Origin of the sequence: Paenibacillus sp. NRS-1760, from assembly GCF_050467785.1 — a bacterium.
GTDB lineage: Bacteria > Bacillota > Bacilli > Paenibacillales > Paenibacillaceae > Pristimantibacillus.
In genome coordinates, this window is record NZ_JBITPK010000021.1 from 596,651 (window position 1) to 615,403 (window position 18,753).

General features: G+C 47.6%; 9 protein-coding genes and 1 tRNA gene. 1 reads left to right on the forward strand and 9 read right to left on the reverse strand.

The annotated features are described in order from the left end of the window. Positions 1–121: 121 nt before the first annotated feature. From ACIFSR_RS30630 to ACIFSR_RS30650, 5 genes are all read right to left on the reverse strand, one after another. Positions 122–367, reverse strand: coding sequence for a helix-turn-helix domain-containing protein (locus ACIFSR_RS30630; RefSeq protein WP_339208076.1), 246 nt, complete (start codon positions 365–367; stop codon positions 122–124). Between the two features lie 62 nt (positions 368–429). Next, positions 430–591 (reverse strand): helix-turn-helix domain-containing protein, encoded by a 162-nt coding sequence (locus ACIFSR_RS30635; protein WP_339208075.1) that lies wholly within the window; start codon positions 589–591, stop codon positions 430–432. A 113-nt stretch (positions 592–704) separates the two neighbouring features. Further along, complete coding sequence (locus ACIFSR_RS30640) at positions 705–6,800, reverse strand: endo-1,4-beta-xylanase (protein WP_430062468.1); 6,096 nt, start codon at positions 6,798–6,800, stop codon at positions 705–707. A 644-nt stretch (positions 6,801–7,444) separates the two neighbouring features. Continuing rightward, a tRNA-Ala gene (locus ACIFSR_RS30645) sits at positions 7,445–7,518 on the reverse strand. A gap of 156 nt (positions 7,519–7,674) precedes the next feature. Further along, a complete protein-coding gene (locus ACIFSR_RS30650) occupies positions 7,675–9,063 on the reverse strand; it encodes a glycoside hydrolase family 4 (RefSeq protein WP_430062471.1) in 1,389 nt (462 codons plus the stop codon). A 174-nt stretch (positions 9,064–9,237) separates the two neighbouring features. Here ACIFSR_RS30650 and ACIFSR_RS30655 point away from each other — a divergent pair, with 174 nt between their 5' ends. After that, positions 9,238–10,089, forward strand: coding sequence for an AraC family transcriptional regulator (locus ACIFSR_RS30655; RefSeq protein WP_430062474.1), 852 nt, complete (start codon positions 9,238–9,240; stop codon positions 10,087–10,089). A 430-nt stretch (positions 10,090–10,519) separates the two neighbouring features. Here the strand turns inward: ACIFSR_RS30655 and ACIFSR_RS30660 are convergent, their stop codons facing one another. From ACIFSR_RS30660 to ACIFSR_RS30675, 4 genes are all read right to left on the reverse strand, one after another. Next, positions 10,520–12,289 carry a recombinase family protein gene (locus tag ACIFSR_RS30660; RefSeq protein ID WP_430062477.1) on the reverse strand — a complete coding sequence of 590 codons (1,770 nt, stop codon included), beginning with the start codon at positions 12,287–12,289 and terminating at the stop codon, positions 10,520–10,522. Between the two features lie 1,245 nt (positions 12,290–13,534). After that, positions 13,535–13,651 carry a phytanoyl-CoA dioxygenase family protein gene (locus ACIFSR_RS30665; RefSeq protein WP_430062481.1) on the reverse strand — a complete coding sequence of 39 codons (117 nt, stop codon included), beginning with the start codon at positions 13,649–13,651 and terminating at the stop codon, positions 13,535–13,537. A gap of 637 nt (positions 13,652–14,288) precedes the next feature. After that, positions 14,289–16,964, reverse strand: coding sequence for a hypothetical protein (locus ACIFSR_RS30670; RefSeq protein ID WP_430062483.1), 2,676 nt, complete (start codon positions 16,962–16,964; stop codon positions 14,289–14,291). A gap of 223 nt (positions 16,965–17,187) precedes the next feature. After that, positions 17,188–18,693: a sulfatase family protein gene (locus tag ACIFSR_RS30675; RefSeq protein ID WP_430062486.1), complete on the reverse strand. Its 1,506-nt coding sequence runs from the start codon at positions 18,691–18,693 to the stop codon at positions 17,188–17,190. Between the last annotated feature and the right edge of the window lie 60 nt (positions 18,694–18,753).

The following is an 18,753-nucleotide window of genomic DNA, read 5'->3' on the forward strand; positions in this document are numbered from 1 at the left end:
AGCCATTTGTAATAACTTGATCTTGGAGCCCCCGTAACCTTGCAAAGAAGCTGTATGTTCAGCGATTCCGTTTGCTGAACGGCTTGTATCGCGAGATAATCGTTCTCCTGATGATGTTGGCTCAGCGACGCCTCCTTTGAAATGGGTATAACTTTTTTAAGAAAGCATTCTCCGCTCGAAGCCGTTCCATTTCGTACTCAAGCTTCTTTGTGGCAAGCCTCTGCTGATCTACTTCGGTCAGTTCCTCTGGTTGTTTTGTCCGCCCGCGCCCGTCTTTTAACGCATCCTGGCCGTCTGCTTCGTACTTCTTCACCCACCCATACACCTGCCGGTAAGAAACCTGAAACTGAGACAGTTCTCCAGACAAATAATCATTGACAGCCTGCAGCTAAAGATCTGCGGAGTAGCAACGATTGATTGGGCGGATATCTATCCGTCAATACCATATAACCGATAAAGATGTCGCCATTTTACGAGCGTGTTTTTACTCAGTTTAAATTTACTAACAGCGGACTTCAATCCAATTCGACCGCTCTCAATCTCTTGCACGATGGCTAATTTCTCTGAGGCACTAAGTTTATTTTCGGGCATGAAAAATGCTCCCCTCACAGCAAACAGGTTATATATTATTTCACCTGTCTACCGTATGGGGAGCATATCAAGATTCAATCTGCAGAGTAGCCTCTTTAGGCTATCTGAAACTCTTATTTACTCCAAATTCGCTGCAGGATAACTGCCGCTTCGGCGCGAGTGAGAGAGCTGTTCGGCGCCAGTTTGCCGCTCGATCCTTGCACGATACCGGCATTGACCAGTGCTGCAACGCTGTCTTTCGCGTAATAAGCTACCGATGCCTCGTCGCTGAACGCATCCAAAATGCCACCTGTCGGCAACGCTTTGCCTGCGGCTTTCGCCGCGCGCGCCGCGATGACCATCATGTCTTGACGCGAGATCTTGCTGTTTGGATCGAACAGATTGCTACCCGTGCCTTGAATGATGCCGAGCTGCGCAGCGATCTTGACCGCATCGTAGTAGTATGCGGAGGAATCCACGTCGGAGAACATCGTTACGGAAGCATTGTTACCTTTAAGCTCCAATGCGCGAACGAGCAGCGACAGGAAGTCCGCTCTCTTGATGGAAGCATTCGGATCGTACGCGTTCTCACTCGTGCCGTTAATGATGCCGCGAGATGCCATCGCTTCGATTGCTTTCTTCGCCCATGGTACGGACTGAAGATCTCCGAACGATTTCACGACGAACACAACTGCATAGATACTGAAGTGAGTCGTCGAGAATTTGACAGTACCGCTTGCTGCATCGTAGCGGGCATTCGGCACAGGTGTCGCTTTGCCGCTGCCGTCGATGTACCAGATGATGATGTGATCCGGGTTGCTTAGCTCTTCAGCCGTCGGCGTGTAAGGTACGGATACCGTTACAGGCGCGTTCGGGTTGTTCCAAGCGACAACGGAGTCGCCTGCCAAAACTTCGAGACTAATGACCGGATGGTTACCGATTTGCTGGCGGACGTCATTGCTAAGTCCTTCTGTCGAGACCTTGCCCAAGCGAACCGATACGGACTCGGAGCTGCCGACTCTCGTGCCTGCCAGCATGTTGCCAGGAAGCTCGACCGTGCCGTTCACCGTCTTGATCACAAGTACTGTCGATCCGGAATCTTTCAGGCTTTGAAGCGGCAATTGCACGTCGTATGAATTTGCGCCTGCTGTTGCAGGAATGTCGATCGTAACTTTTTTCTTGCCTGCAGCGTTAGTTACAGCTTGATCGAACGCTTTCTGCAGATTGCCAGCAGAGATGTTGGACGATGCCTTACCGTTATTCACTGTAACTTTTGGTGTGATCTGGCCGTTTTCAACCGGTTGTTCAGTCACCGGAGGAGGCGTGTCTGTACCGGTCTGAGGCGAAGCGGCTCTCGTTGTTGCAGTCACAACTGATGATGCATCCGACACCAATTCCCCTTTAACTGCCTTCACGTAGTAGTAGTACTTCGTTGAAGCCTCCAGACCCGTATTTGTGAATTCGGAAACCGGTACGCCGGAAGCGATTACCGTGAAAGAACCGGATTCGGACGTTCCGCGATATACCGAGAATATTACGCTCGTGTCTGAAGTGGTGTTCCAATTCAGCTTGATTGAGGATTGGCTTTGAGCATCAACCTTCAATCCCGTAGGTGCCTCCAAAACCTCCTCAGGCGGCGTTACAACCAGAGGAATCGTCGTTGCATTTACGACTGTGGATGCATCCGACACCAGATCCCCTTTAACTGCCTTCACGTAGTAGTAGTACTTCGTTGAAGCCACCAGACCCGTATCCGTGAATTCGGAAACCGGTACGCCGGAAGCGATTGACGTGAAAGGACCGGATTCGAACGTTCCGCGATAGACAGAGAACGTTACGCTCGTGTCTGAAGTGGTGTTCCAATTCAACTTGATCGAGCTAGCGTTCACGGCAGAAGCCGTTACGTTCGCAGGCGCCGCCGGTGTCGTTGCAGGAGGATTCTTACCGAAAAGCGTAAGCACTCCAAAAACGGACGTGTCTTGATAACCTTGGCCGGTCAAATCGTTCCATGCGGCAACGCTCTGACGAGCACCGTTTTTACCGTCGTTGATTTGCACGTCAAAGCCTAGCTTCATGTTGTTTTCCGGCGTGATCGATGTTAACGGTATTTTCATTTCTACCGTGTAGTTCGTTCCGGAAAGAGAGGTGGCTGACTCGAAACCGGCTGCTTTGCTTGACGGATTGAAAGTTGCCTGGTTCATATAGTTTACTCTGTATTGTCCATCATCCGATTGATAGGAAGCTGTCTTACCATTATTCTCGTCTACGAACACTTCGACGGAATCTTGTTCATGCGCGTTCGGGCTAGTACTGTCCAGTTCCGCATTATCAGTAACTTGGATTTGCAAATACAGGTTGTGATCATCCCAGAGCGCTCTGGCTACACCGCGTGCACCTTGCCATGCCATCTGGAACTTGTTGATCGAGACTTCAGGCGCATCGCTCCAGATCGCGTCAATGGTTCCGTCTATGACCGGCGTACCGAATTTAGCGGAAGTTTGACTAGCGGTTGCCGAAGCCGGCGGGTGCTCCGCTATGAACTTGCTCGGATCGATAACGCCGTAATAGGCTTGCTTCGCTTGCAGGTTGTTATCGAAGAGCAACGGCGGTTGTTCTTTTCTCCAGCTCGTCGCGTCGTTCAGACCCCAGAAGGTGACTCTGGCGATATTCGCGGCGTGCTCTTTGTAAATTTGGAATAGCTGCGCGTACAAGTAGCCTTGCGCGATTGCTTCCTTTTCGGTGATCGTGCCGCCGTTGCCGGCCGTTATGTCCAGCTCGGTAATGCTGATTTCAACGCCCAAGGAGATAAACCGCTCCAACGACGCTTTAACGTTGTCCGGCTTCGTGTTGACGTTGTAATGCGCCTGCATGCCGACGCCGTCGATCAGCTTTTTGCCCGGATGCGTAAGTGCGTACTTGTCGTTGAGCTCTTTGACCATATTGTAAATGGCCGTAGCTTTGTTCTGGTTATCATCGTTGTAATCGTTGTAATAGAGCTTGATATCCCAAGACGGGTTTGCGTCAAGCACTTCTCTTGCTGCCAAGAACGCTTGTTCTACGTAATCGTTACCAATTGCCGTTTTCCAAGGAGAGGTGCGCAGGGCAGCAACCCAATCCGTCGGATTAGAAGGATTGTCGTTCATCGCTTCGTTGACGACGTCCCAAGAAATCAAATTGTTTCCATATTTTTCAGCGTAGTGCGTCATAACCGTTTGGATGTGCGTTCTCATATTGACGAGTGCCTCGTCGCGACTCAAAGGCGAACCGTTCGAAGTAGTCATCCATGCAGGCGTCTGCTGATGCCATACGAGCACATGGCCGTGTACTTTCATCCCTGCGGCGATCGCTTTATCGATAAGCGAATCCGCATAAGTGAAAGTACCTTTCACCGCTTGCGTCGCATCCGGTTTCATGGCGTTTTCCGCCGTTACGACATTATGATGCAATTTGAGAAGCTCCAGGCGAGTGCCATCGAAATCCGCCGCGGATACTGCGTTGCCGATCAAGAAATCGTCTTGGTACTTTGTCTTGATTGGCGTCAAGTCTTTTTGTACGGAGATAGGGATCGAGCCCGTGTTCACAAAGCTGATATCGTCGATGTAGAAAGAAGCAGTCTTGTTGCTGGAGCTCTCGACGTAAATGGTCAAAAATTCGTCGCCTACGCTTGAGTAACGATAGGTGCCTTCAAGCTTCACCCATCCGTCGGCAGCACTAACTGTTTTTGCTTGTATGGTATTGTAGCTGGCGGTGCTGCCGTTGCCGACTTGCGTGGACAACTGAAGCTGCGAGCTGGTCGGCGAGATCAGCTTGACCCATGCCGTTACTTTGTACTCGCTGCCTTTGTCTACGTTCTTCTCGACGCGGATCGTCGGACCGTGCCAAGAGTCCGCACGGTCTGCTACTTTCATCGCATAAGAACCGTTGTCGGTATGGTTGGCTTCATTCGTAACGGTCAACGTTTCCGTTCCCGCGCGGCCGATAAAGCCGCCATTCGATTGATCCTCGAACGTTACGGTATTGAATGGCACTGCAGGTGTTCTAGCAGGCTCGGCGCCAGGCGTAACGTCTTTGATTACGAATTCGTCCATATAGAAGTCGGCTTTCGCCGTGGCGGTTTCGTCTGAGCCGTAGATGTTCGCTTCGATCCACACTAGGAATTCGGTCGTGTTGGCTGGTACTTCGTAGCCTTTCACCTCGAATGACTTCCAGACGGTGTCCGTAACGACCTGGTTTTGGATAATCCATGGAAAGCTATCCGTACCGCCGGATTTGACTTTCGCGCCTAAGTGGTAGTTATCGGTTCCTTGAGCGGACCGGAGTTTGAATGAGATATCGTATTTATGACCGGATACCAACTTGCTGGTCAAATTAAGCGATACGGCGCTCTTTCTGTCCGAACGGTCCTTATACAGAAGGGATTTCGTTCCCTCGGATGCGTAGTCAGACGATACTACCGCAGTACCGGTGCCGTTCCATCCCAGATCCGTCCAACCGCCGAGCTGACCATCCTCAAAGCTTTGGGACAGGACGAAGAATCCTGGAGGAGGAGCTGCGCTTGTCTGGGTAATGACGATGTCGTCGATCACGAAGCTTGTATTTTTACCGGCGTCTTCGGATTCGAAGTAGAGTTTAATTCCCGTAGCGGCGGTGTTATACGTATAAGTACCGCTCAGTTTCACCCAAGCGCCGTCGGTGACCGTCGTCAACCCAATTACTTCCTTAAACTGGTCGTTGCCGGTTAATCCAGATTGCTCAATCGATGCCTTTAGCTGCGTAGAAGCCGCTCCGGTATCCAGCTTAGCGTAGGCGGAAATTTCGTATTCTGCACCTTTTTCAAGCGTATTCGTCAACGCTAGGCTAGGCCCGTGGTAATTTTGGGCGCGTCCCGTCACGAGAAGCGCGTTCGATCCGGAGTGGGAGACGGCATTCGTTACGGTCGCCGTAGCGCCGTTGCCGGTCCACCCATTTATGCCGTTTTCGAAATTCTCGACAAGAACGGCCGGTTTGACGACTTTCACTTGGAAATCGTCGACGTAGAAGCTAGCGGTTTTACTGCTGCTGCTCTGTAAGTAGACTTGCAGGGCATTGGCGTTCATGTCATATGTATACTCGCCTTTGACTTGTACCCAAGCATCGGCTGTTACCGTTGCCGCGGAGCCTGGATTCAGGTACTCGTTGGCTGCCCCAGTCTGTTGAGCGCCGAATTGGATTGTCTCGGAGCCGGTCGTTCCCTCTTTGAGTTTAACCCATGCGGAAAACTCGTAAACTGATTCCTTGTTCAGTTTGCCGGTGGCGGCGAGGTTAAAACCCGGGCCGTTCCAGTTGTCTGTTCTTCCTTGCACTAAGAGACTGCCAGTTCCGCTCTGAGCGGCATTGGTCGAAGCCGTTACCGTCTCGGTACCGCGCTTAAACCATCCTTGCGTGCCGTTCTCGAAGTCGTTCGAAACGACGATGTTCCCGATCGCTTCCGGTGTGGGAGGCGTAGGTCCGCCGATCGCGGCTGCGAAGGTATTTAAAGTATCGTCTTTCTTAATGAGAATACGTCCCATCGCCAAGGCGTCGTCATCGCCGCTCCAGGCTTTGAAACCGACATTAATTCCGTTCTCCGTTGCGGCTGCTTTTACGTCCGCGTTATAGTTGCCGTAAGGATAGGCAAGAAGGATCGGATCTTTGCCAGTAATTCCTTTCAAGAACGTATTAGCGGATTGGATTTCCGCTGCCGCGGTCGCTTTGGTGATGCTAGTCGTCCATACGGCTTGATCATGCGTCTTTGTATGGTTTTGAAGACTGATGTTCGGGTTGTTTTTCAGCGTGTTCAATTGGCTCAGCGTCATTCCCCAAGAACCGATATTGTCCTGGATGACGAAAGATACCGCTTTCATATTGTACTGCGTCAATACTGGAAGCGCGTTTGTAATAAAATCCGGTGTTGCGTCGTCGAACGTCAGCAGGATCGGTTTCGAAGGAGCGGTTGCCCCGTTCACGATAATGTCGACGTACTGTTCCGCGGATACGGTGGTATAGCCGTTATCGTTCAGATACTTCATTTGTTTTTTGAAGTTGGCTGTGCTGTATTGATAATCTCCGGATGGATTATCGGTGATTACATGGTACAGGATGACAGGTATCGTTGCGCTCGCTGCATTTGCATTTGGAGCATACCAAAATTGCGGCACTAACAGTGCAGCGGCTAACAGTGACAGCAATAGCTGTTTGAAGCGTCTACTCATTTGATGTCCTTCCCCCTATAATGGATTTTGATGTTGCCTAAAGCGCTTTCAATCTTGATGTTGAATGACTTCTCCTTCCCGTATCTTCAATTATAATGAGCGTTTTAATAGGGCGGCACCTAACGAAGTAGAGATTCTACTATAAAAATTAAAGAAGATATTAGATCCGAACTTATGAACCACCAGCTAAATTCAAATAAAAGGATATATCTCATAAATGAACATAATTCAGCAGAGATCTTAGCGTTGTTCAGACACGGAATCGATTGGCTTTCCCAGACGAGCGTATGCCCATGTATTTTTAGGTCATTGTCGATCGCGCTTTGAATTTCCGTGTATGCTTCTAATGGATCCTCTTCACCTTCGCCAACCCCAAGCTCCCTAAGAGCCTCAGTATTAGCGATAAACTGCGGCTGAGTTACTGGTCAGCATGTTAGCTACACCTCTAGTACCACGTCCACTCAGCATGTGTGACGTTACAAAGAACCAAGCATTTGATTTCATTTTAGTAATTATGTAAAATAATTACTGAATTTCAGCATACATACCTAAACTGTTCAAATGTTCTCAGTTAGGGATTTGAAATATCCAAGCACAAAATAAAATAAAAAAAACGGCATCTCTGCCGTTCTGATGATAAGGTATGGTGGAGCTAGACGGAATCGAACCGCCGACTGATCGCTGCCAGCGACCTATTTCCCCCCTAAACTATAGCCCCATATTTAGTTGTTAACTTTTATGGGTGTTAAACTGGTAATGGTGTTCTCCCAACTGAGTTAAACCTAACAAAAATAGCTCATGCAATTTCAGCATGAGCTATTTCAAGTCTATTGTTTTAAAAATATTGTTTAGGTATTATGTTTGCCGTACTAGTTTACTCGTACCAATATTCGGGGATGATCTCCCTTTCCTTTTCCAACAACTCTTTAATAATTAAATCCGCATCATGTATGGAATTCACAAGCGGATCGGTCATCATCGCTCTTCTCAATTTCGTGTAGCTCCGTTCAACAACAGCCTCCGCAGTCAGTTCGTGCGTATCCAGCACCAGCTCCTGCATGCCCCGGATTCCCCTCGGCATTTCACCCATATGAAGCGGTTTGATTCCATCCATGCTTACTTCGCTTAACAACTCAAGGAACGAGTCGTTATTCATGTTGGTCACAGCACCGTTATTGAGCGTATTAATAAAGAACCGCTTGTTCAAATTCCCCACCATGTTTTCGATAATATCCGTAGCGTGATCGGGTCCGAAAGATTTCATATAATCAGCGATAGGATATTTCCCTGAGATGAAGTCATCCACTTGCCGCCACATTTCCTCATGTCGTTTATACCGGTCTTCCGTTTCCCAAATCGATAAAGGCGGGATGACGTCTTTCCTCTTGCCAAGCCCCTGCCAATACCGGACATATTCTTTGGTATGGGCCGTACATGTTGGAATATACCCGAAAATGTTATAAAGTTCATACGTGATTGCATCGTTATAAAGCGCCTTTGCTCCACTATCTCCACCGTTGTTTTCCGTTCCTGCCGACCTCCTTAATGCCTCGGCAATCGGAGCCATAACATTCTTTCCGTCATACTCCGCCTTAAGCAGCCAGGTGAAATGATTGACACCGGCAACGCGGAAATCAAATCTCTGGTCGATCTCCTCATTGAATTCGCTTTGTTCCTGAATGATACCCGCTCGAATCGCGTAGTAAGCTTTCTTGTGCGGCATGTGATGGGAGTCGCAAAGCGCAAAGGATTTAAGATTCGGCGCATATCGGCTTAACGCGATCCCATGGACGGTAGATGGATTGATGTAATTGATTACCCACGCATCGGGACAAAGTTCCTCAATGTCTTTAGCGCATTCCATAATAACTGGCAGCTCTCTCATTGCCCTGAAGATTCCGCCTGGACCGATGGTATCCCCAGAGCACATCCGAATTCCATATTTTAAAGATACCTGGCAATCGATGCCACGGTATTTGACGGTATCCTCAGCAAAGCTGAGAACGACGAAATCCGCTCCCTTCAATACCTGTCTCCTATTCGTCGAGCCTTCCACTTTAAGAGATACATTGTTTTCCTTTGCAACCATTTCGGCGAGCCTTACCATCTTGGATAGTTTTTCTTCGTCAGTATCTACTAAAGAAAGTGTTCCGTTATTCAAATGTTTAGAGTGAACCATTTGCCAGATTGACTGCCGCCCAAAGAAAAGACTCCCAGCCCCAATGATAACTACCTTCGGTTGTGAAACATTCGAATCCATCATGATCAAGTCCTCCTAACTGGTTATAACCTAATTATAGGAGAATGGTTTAAAAGTAGAATATGAGATAGTTTCACCTTCATGTCAAATAGTACGAATATTTGTGATTAACACATCCAGTGATATACTAAATAATATGAGCAATGTCTTCTGGTTGAGGAATATAGAGGGATGCCAATGGATAAGAATATGACGGATATGGGGATTCTCAATGAATTGTCGGAATTGATCTCGCTTCGAATGAAATCCTTCTTTGAGCTTACCCACGACACGAAATGGATTGAACACAAGGCACACACCGACTATGATCTTTGGTTCGTTCAATCGGGAATCGTTACCATTACTATCGATGGTTTTGAACATACAGCAAACCCGGGAGATGTGGTCTTTTTTTACCCAGGGGTTCCCTATATGGCAGCAGCTAGTGATAAGGGGTGCCGGTTTATTTACATTCATTTCGATTTTGAAATCGGCAAACAGCAACGAATTCTAAACGATTTTCAGCTCTCGGGGGTCATACCGCAAGAGCTGATCCGGGAAGAAGCCATTTTGTTCGGCAAAGCCTTTACGCAATCGAATCTATTACGAAGCATACCTGGAAACCGTTTATATTTGAAGGCTTGTCTGACGGCCGTTATTGCCAAAATTATTGAACTCTACGGACTAGGCCAATATACCGGCACATTTCTGAATGGGAGAACGTCAAGAAAAGTACAGAGCAATTTGGACGTGTTGCAGCCAGTGTTCAAATACGTTAATAACAATCTGCACAAATCTATTAAAATAAATGAGCTTGCAGCAGTTGTAGGCATATCAGAAAAATACTTTATCACTTATTTCAAGAAAGCCTTGGGCATTACTCCGGGACAATATATTTACCAGATTAAAATGAACAGGGCGAGAGAATATTTGAACGAAAAGAAATATACGATTCAACAAATTGCTAACCTTCTGGGTTATCCTGATCCGTTTACGTTTTCGAAATCTTTTAAAAAATACTATAACGTTGCACCGTCAAAGTTCGAGTAAAAAGCTGTCAGAGGACATGCCCCTAACAGCTTTTTGTCTCCCGTTTCAGCTCAGGCACGAAAATAACTTGTTTCTCATTGACCCGATAGTGATCGCTGAGGTTCAAGCGTAATTTATATGCATATCATCAATAAATTGATAAGATGGGGATCCTTTATCAGCATCTAACCCTGAAAAACCCACTATAGATCATCCTGCTTATGGAATGATGTACAGCTCTTTTGGTTCAGCCGCCAAAATGTTGAAATTATTCCTTACGAGATCAATTTTATTATGTCATCATTACATTAAGCCTCAACAAATATATATTTTGCTCTTCTCAATCTTCAGCTGTACCCGATCCACAATATCGTCCGCTTCAGTACCTAGGATATCGATCAACGTGATCTCTTTGCCTTCCTTATCCGTACAGCGAAACGTCCTTGCGTATTTACATCAACACATCCCAGTTCGTCCCCATAAAATATTGTTCATGTTTCCGCACTCCACATGTGTTGTCTGGGATATGGGGACATGCATCATTCCTCTCTGCTACTGCCAACTTTTTTTGGCTTTTCATTCCGTTCTTGCCTTGAATACTGCCCTTTAAACCGGTTTTGAATACAAAGGTTAATTGATACGGCTCTACGCTGCCGTCATCCTTTTCTTCTCCCATTATAACCTTTTCAACGACACTTTCGAATACATTGCGATCAAATTCAGAAAGGATGGTATTGCTTTGAAGCACGTTACGAAATTGCTGTAATCTTTTTTCAACGTCAACTTCTTCTTGAGCAGATGCCTCCAGTTGTTCTCTCACTTCAATTAATTCTGTTAACGTGGACTCCAACTCATCATATTTACGTTCATAAGTGGAGCGATCAATTTTCTCGTCCAGATGAATATCAATCAGATTAGAACGCTTTTGTTCAAGAGCCTTGATTTCGTGTTTTACTTTGCTTAACTGCTTGTGATGCTGGTGATCACCAAGCACAGACTCCATCCTTAACAGAAGCTCATCCAACACATCCTTATGATTGCCGCAGACCCGATTGTACGTTTCAACAAAAGCTCCCTCAATTATTGTTTCCTCAATCCCTTTGCTATGCGGACAATATTTCTTTCCTTTTTTCGAGAAAGAGACACATTGCCAAATGACTTTTGCGTAGGTTGTTCTGCTATTCCAGCTTCTTCGAGAGTAGTTTTTCCCACAAAAACCGCATTCAAGCTTGCAACTGAACGTAAACTTCCGACTGAACTTTTCGCGATTACCGCCTTTTTCAAGTTTCCCACGGGGCATTCCTCGTCTGTACAAAATATCTTGGGCTTTCTCAAAAATCTCTTCACTTACGATTGGCTCGTGATGATTCTTGATGTAATATTGATCCTCTTCGCCATGATTATCCAATCTGCGCTTGGATATAGGATCTAGCGTAAAGGTTTTGCCTTGAAGAAGATCACCTTTGTACTTCTCATTTTTAATGATACCGAGCACCGCAGTATCGCCCCATTCTAAATTCCCACGCTTCGTTTTATAAGGAAGCTTCGTTAACTCTTTGGCAATCACTGAGGCTCCAACGCCAGCAATGTAACGATCAAAAATGTATCGGACAACCTCGGCTTCATCTTCATTTACTGAAATCTGCTTGGATATTAGATCATAGTCATAACCGAGACAGCTTTGGAAACCAACAAGCTCGCCGCGTTGCATTTTCATCTTCAATCCCATTTTTACAATCGATGATATATTCTCAACCTCTTGCTGTGCTACCGAGCTTAAAATGGTTAATAATAACTCACCGTCCATCGTTAAGGTGTTAATGTTCTCTTTCTCAAAAAACACGGCAACATTTTTCTCCTTGAGCATGCGAACATATTTAAGGGTATCTACTGTGTTTCGAGCAAATCTTGAAATAGATTTGGTGATGACCATATCGATCTTCCCGATAAGGCAATCATTAATCAGTCTCTGAAAATCATCTCGCTTTTTCACCTGAGTACCCGTGATGGCTTCATCTGCATAAATATCAGCCAGTATCCAATCGCTGCGCTGACCAACTAACTCTTTATAATAGGATACCTGAGACTTATAGCTGTTTAACTGCTCCTCTGTATCTGTGCTTACCCGCGCATATGGAGCTACTCTCAGAAATTCTTGTTGCCCACCGGTACGATCTGACAGCTTGCGATTCGCTTTTATAACCTCTACTGAAAATGACATTTCGCTTCCTCCCCTGAGTTGATCTCTACGCTATTAGCGTAATAAATTCAGGCGAATTCAACAAAGGTGCAATTTTGAGATTTTGAATAATCAGTTAAAAAGAACGGATGTGCTGGCTTATCCAGAAGTAAGATCCGAATATATGCCATAATCACGCATAGTTCGTTTTTTGAGCAAATCGAATTCTTGTTCATTTATCAAGGATAGTGACAGCAATTGCCTGAGCAATGCAATTTGCATACTGTACCTCAATAAATCCGTTTTCAAGCGATCATCCCCTCAAACCGAATTTGGTAGCGATATGGCCAGTAGAAACGAGGCCTTCTACTTACCCTTTCATTTTGAGGGTCAGATCGGGTACCTGAGCACCAATATTATGTTTGTTAAACAAACAACCCCACAGTACTTCGGCAATATGACCGAAGATCCGTAGGGCATTAATATGTTACTTGCAGGTCACTACACAAAATTTCGCAAAAAAACCAGATTTCTCAACTCTTAAAATACGGTCTCCTAGCGTCAATAACCTTGCCGTGATCGGCATAAGCAGACATACGTAATACCAATAAATCTCTGGACTTCATATGAAATGAATGGATTACACGGAAGTGAAATTCGAATAGATACATCAGTCAAGCTGCGTTTTTTAATTGAAGTCATGTTCAATGATCGAATATAATGCCAGTAGTTTCCTGAGCATCGTAAATTTCAGCTATACCTCAGCTTCTACTAACCATTTCATTTTGATGTTCAAATCGGGTAATTGAACTCCAAAGTGTATGTTTCGATGAAATAGAGCTGCCATTCCGGTTGTGAGTGTGTCGGTCCTCCGGTGGAGGGAGTCGTGCCAAATATGAGCAGGTCAAGGATGCGAAAGTGTTCATTAGCCTTGATCAGCTTCACCTAATTACATTATAATTTTGATCCCCACAGATACTGCATTAACTGAATTGCTCCCAGGCACCATGATATTCCCATGATATTCGCTGAGCCACGAACATTGAAAGCTGGATTTGGCTATCATGGATAGCCGTAGGCTATATGCCATGCAAGAATTTGTTTAGGGTTGCGTCAGTGTCCGGTCTGGCTATCGTTGTTAAGTAAGAAGGAAACAGGTATCGCAACTATGAACGTCTATTCATTACAGCATGCGGCTGCGACGTGCTTCCTCTCGCCAAGATTTGGCGGTAGTTTCCCGAGTCGCCCTCGAACCCGTCATGATCCCACAGTACCCAGGACCGCGCGTTATAGTGATGGCATACGTACGTACGAACGGCGGTATCTGTCCGTCGTCCGGTTCAGGTACGAGCGGTGGATCAGATGCGAATGGAAGAACAAGACGTCTCCCGTGCTCAGCTTCACCGGGATGGCAGGCGGATACTTGGCGATGACCTTTGAGGGATATGCTCCGGGGTGAAATCGTATTGGCCGATACGATCAACGAAGTATAATAGTAGAAGGCATCCGGTCACTGGGGACGGGGCGCCTTCTTTCGGGCTTTATTTAGTTTTTTCAAAGATGTTGAAGGCTCTCCTAACAATTATCTTGAGCTCGCCTACTGTCGAGCAGTTGTAGCACTGCTCCGCCGTTACTAGTTCCGCGACCGTTGTATTTGTTCTCAGAAACAAGCAAGGGTACATGGTAACAGGTAGGTCGGGCAGCAGTTCATCCAGATGCGGGAACTTTACAGTATATGATGATTGCAGATCTTCTTAATATTCCTTCCATTCTCGCTTCATGCTGACCAGTCCATAAGTAATAGCACAGCGGCTGCACATATAGGTGCGGGGAGATAACAGCTTATGCATAGAGTCCATAATCCCGTTGACTATACCCCCGTTCGCATTATAGACAAAAACTAGTTCCCCCATTGGAATCACCTTCGTCACCTAAATAATTGACATCTATTATAGCATACTTATGATTTACCAAGAATGACTGCTAGGCAGGAATGAGGAAACGCCATAGCCCCTATCGGATCTAGCAAGCGGCTACCCTGTTACTTTGAGATTAGCAGACGATCCATTATAAACGAATTGCCGCTTTGCGGCGCGTCCTCCCACAAGTAGAAGCTGATGGACTTGATTTGGGCAGTCGACAATCCATTCGTTGCTCCCCAATAGCCGTCAGCCCCAGCCATTTGAGCAGGCGAAGCGCCGAAGCTGCTCATCGTAATGGTGCGAGAAGCATTGGCATTTACGGTAAAATAGAACGTTCTCAGCTGTCCATTGTTATCCAGCACGTTGCAGCGGATCTGTATCGGCAATGCGGTAGGGTTGGTCACATCTGCCGTGATGGAGGGCGCAGCTCCTAAATTCCACGGCGAAGCGGGCTTGACCTCTACTCCGGCATATACCGTATCAAGAGCGCCGACATTGACCTTCATAGCACGAACGCCGTCGGTTGCCCCTTGTGACACATACTGGATAGTCGCTTGGTTATAGGCGGTGATCAGGGATAGATTCTCCGAGGCTTCGAAGGATATCTTCGTATTCCCCGTGCTGCCGAATCTCGTGGCGTAGGCTTGAGCGTGAACCGTTTTGGCGGCATTGACAAGAGGCGTGTAAGGCACGTCGGCCACATCTACAAATCCCAGATTGTAGTTTTCGCCGTCCCAATGGCGTCCTAGCAGCGGCTCATCCACATATTGGAACCAGTGCGCGCCTACGAAATACGGATTTTGTAAGGCGGCATTCATATAGTTCGTAAATTTGGCTGCTCGATCCTGCTGGCTTGACGCGGCGGATTCCGAATTCGGCCCCGTGCCGAACATGCCTCTGTCATTCGAACCGAAGGCAAACTCGCCTACAATGGCAGGCTTGTTAAGAGCGGCGATATCCATCCAGCTATGGCCGTTCACTGATTCTTTGTAGACGTTGTAGCTCACCACATCCACATATTCGGCGGCGGCCTCCTGCACTTCTCTGCTAATGCCCCATTCCGCAAATCGGGAGCCCAGATACAAAGTGTTCGGGAGTGCTTGCGTTAAGGCCGCATCTACAATGCTGAAGTACTTCCGGGCTAGAAGCTTCAGCATGGCGGAATAGTCCGGAAGCATGCCATTCGATATTTGAGCCGGCTTGAACGGGGCATCCATCGCGCTGAAGGAGGCGAATGAAGTGCCCCACTGAGCGTTGAGCAATGTGATGTTATTGCTGTACTTGGTTTTCAGATGAGCAAGCATCGCGCGTTTGGCATGGCTGTTGCTATCGGCTGCTTGCATAGCGAGAATATTGCTGATCAACAAATATTTGCTCTGCGTTGTGGCGGGGCTACCCCAAGGAATTTCATTATCTACATAAATACCAATGAGCCACGGATCCTGGGCAACACCATATGCTAGTATTTGATTCTGCACCATATCGCTCACGCTGACCGTGAACTGCGGATCGTACGGATCTGCAACCCCTCCCCACTCGCCGCTTGGTATCGTAGCGTGAGTTCCCCAGCTGGTCCAGCCATTGGCTACATACGCCATCTTGTGCTGGGAGCCCTTGCCGAAGAAGAGCGTCGGCTCCGACCAATTGCCTAGCGAGTTGAAGCCCCAGTTCTTGAAGCGGGCTACGGATACATCCTTCCATTTATTGATATAATCAGTTCCATATTTGCGTTCCAGGTTAGCGGAGTAATGATTGAACAGCCAGCCCTCGGTTTGCCCCAGCGGCGGACTGCCTACTGTCGTTGTATATCGGAAGTGCTCGCCGAGTGAGCTGTTCTTGGCCGGAAGATCCTTGAACATCGCGTCCCGGCCCGAGATCCAGGTATGCACATCATCCAGTCGGACAACGTCCACACCGGTCGAGAAGAATAAGTACCCCTCAGGATCAACCAAGGTCCACTTGCCTCCATATTGCGCGACTCTGAAGCGTCCCGTTGCTTGAAGCTTAGGACCGTTCTTAAAGCCGCCGTATTGACTGGTTGCGACGGGCTGAGAGCCATTAAGCGCAAGCGCCTCCTCCGTCTTGTCGTTCAGAAGATCCTGATCCGTGTTCACTTTTCCGTTCCAGTTTGCCACCGTGTACTGACCGTATTTATCGACGATGCCGTTCAAGTAGCTTAGATTCGAATTGGGGTCCTGGATGACTCTCAAATTGTCGATGACCAAGGTTGTAGCTGTGCTGGGATACATCTGAAAAAATTGCAGCGAAACCACATTCGCAGGATCTACCGTCTTATCCCCCCAGGCATAACCCATTTGCAAACCGGCAGGATTGGGCGGCAGGAACCGCATACCTAAGTCCAGCACCGCGGAGCTGAGACTTAGAAAGTACTGGCTGGTCGTCCCGGCTTTGGCTACCGCCTGACTGACGATCGAGTCCTTCACGCCGTCGGCTTGGGCGCTGTCATCCACACGCAGATAGAACGTAATATCCTTGTTTGTTGAATTAGTCAACTCAAAGGCGATCGCATTGCCGGAGCCTACACTCCAAGGTGTAGTCGGCGCAAACTTCACGGATGGGAAGTCTGCTACCGCATAATTGACCTTGAGTGCCTTGGAGCCCGTCGTGTTCGTAATAACCTGGAGAGTCGCGTTCGAGCCGGTTACATAGGAGGGAATTACACCATTGTCGAAGTTTAGAGTAGGGAACGGCGTGGCTGCAGCTGCAGCGCCGGGCTGTCCAGTCAGCCCTGCAATTATAGCCAAGATCATCAAGCTTGCGAATAATCGCTTCAAATTTTATTACCTCCCAAATAAATGATGTGTGTAAGCTGCCTATCTTTGAGCTGTCCTCCTTTCCCATATTTTCGTAATGATTGGAGTGCACTTTCATTGTAATTGACTGGTATTTAAAGCAAATATGAAAATTTTAACTATATCCTGTAGTTAATCAAAGATTATCAATAAACACAGCAAAGACGCAGGGCTGCTCTATTCGCCTGCGTCTTTACACAACACGTTAAAATGATTTCCGCATTCGATCCAGCAGCTTCGGATAGGCCGAATCGTTATCGCCCACCCTGAACTTCATCGCAAGCAGTTTTTGGCGTGCTTCTTCAATGCGTCCCTTGTAATCAGGATGATCATACACATTGTTCATTTCACAAGGATCTTTACGCAAATCGTAAAATTCCCACGACGCCGGCGTTTCCTTATCCAGCGCGCCCGAGGCATCCAGCGGCAAGCCATAGAAGAAGATAAGCTTATAGTCTCTCGTCCTCAAGCCGAAATGAGCCGGGTTGTCATGATGCGCTAGATGCATCCAATACCGATAATAGACCTCGTCATCCCATTCCAACATTCCTCCGTTAAGCAGTCCTCTGAAGCTCCCTCCGTCTACATGACGCTCATACGCTGTATTGGCGTAATCCAGCAAGGTCGGCCCGATATCAATGTTACTGACGAGTGACTCAATCACGGTGCCTGGCTCGATCTCCTTCGGATACCGAATGAGAAATGGCATCCGTAACGCTTCTTCATAAATCCAGCGTTTGTCGATATAATCATGCTCGCCGAGAAACATCCCTTGATCGGATGTGTAGATGACAATCGTATTCTCCAATTGACCGCTTTGCTCCAAATAATCGAGCAATCGACCTACATTGTCATCTATCCCCTTGACTACTCGAAGATAATCCTTCAAATATTTCTGATACGCGGCTTTCGTTCTCCCTTCCGCATCCAGGCCCGCTAGCTCTAGGGGACCTGTCGGGTACGACGGATCGCTCTGCCGCATGACGGCATTCCTCTTCGGATTACGTTCGGACACGGAAGTGCCGAAGTCTCGTGAGCCTGCCGAGCGATGCTGCCGATCCTCCCACAGGCTATCCGGCTCCGGGATGTCGATTCCGTCGAACAGGTGCTCATAACGGGGATGATATTCGAAATCGTCATGCGGCGCCTTATGGTGACAATGCAGCATAAATGGCTTGGATGGATCTCGAGCTTCCAGCCATTCCAGACACTTGTCCGTAATCAGATCGGTTACATAGCCCTCGTGTTTCTTACCGATCCGTACATCATGAATATTGGCTATGGATGTCCAGTCGAAGCCTGACTTTATAAAGCTTGGATTCCAATACGTGCCCTGCCCGGACAGCACATCGTAATGGTCAAAGCCCTGCGGCTCGCTGTGCAGATGCCACTTGCCGATAACAGCCGTCTCGTAGCCCGTTTCCTGCATCCTTCGCGGATATGTCTCCAGTTCAGTGCTCAGTCTGTCGCTTAACGTCTTCACACCATTATGGTGCGAGTACAAGCCGGTCAGAATGGTTGCTCGACTCGGCGTGCAAATCGCATTCGTACAGAAGAAATTCCGGAACAATGCCCCTTCTTTGGCCAATCTGTCAATGTGCGGAGTCGCGCATACATCGGCCAGCCTGGAGCCGTATGCGCTAATGGCATTGGCGGCATGGTCGTCTGACATTATAAATAATAGATTTGGTCGATCGTGTAACTGAATCATATCGCTTCTCCTCCAATACGTGTGATACGATGCCAGCTCGTTGCCGCTATTGGTCGCAGC

Bases quoted from the DNA above. Each gene is read 5' to 3' on its own strand.
- ACIFSR_RS30650 (WP_430062471.1), bottom strand. From the start codon at position 9,063: ATGATGGATTCGAATGTTTCACAACCGAAGGTAGTTATCATTGGGGCT.
- ACIFSR_RS30675 (WP_430062486.1), bottom strand. From the start codon at position 18,693: ATGATTCAGTTACACGATCGACCAAATCTATTATTTATAATGTCAGAC.
- ACIFSR_RS30640 (WP_430062468.1), bottom strand. From the start codon at position 6,800: ATGAGTAGACGCTTCAAACAGCTATTGCTGTCACTGTTAGCCGCTGCA.
- ACIFSR_RS30660 (WP_430062477.1), bottom strand. From the start codon at position 12,289: ATGTCATTTTCAGTAGAGGTTATAAAAGCGAATCGCAAGCTGTCAGAT.
- ACIFSR_RS30635 (WP_339208075.1), bottom strand. From the start codon at position 591: ATGCCCGAAAATAAACTTAGTGCCTCAGAGAAATTAGCCATCGTGCAA.
- ACIFSR_RS30655 (WP_430062474.1), top strand. From the start codon at position 9,238: ATGGATAAGAATATGACGGATATGGGGATTCTCAATGAATTGTCGGAA.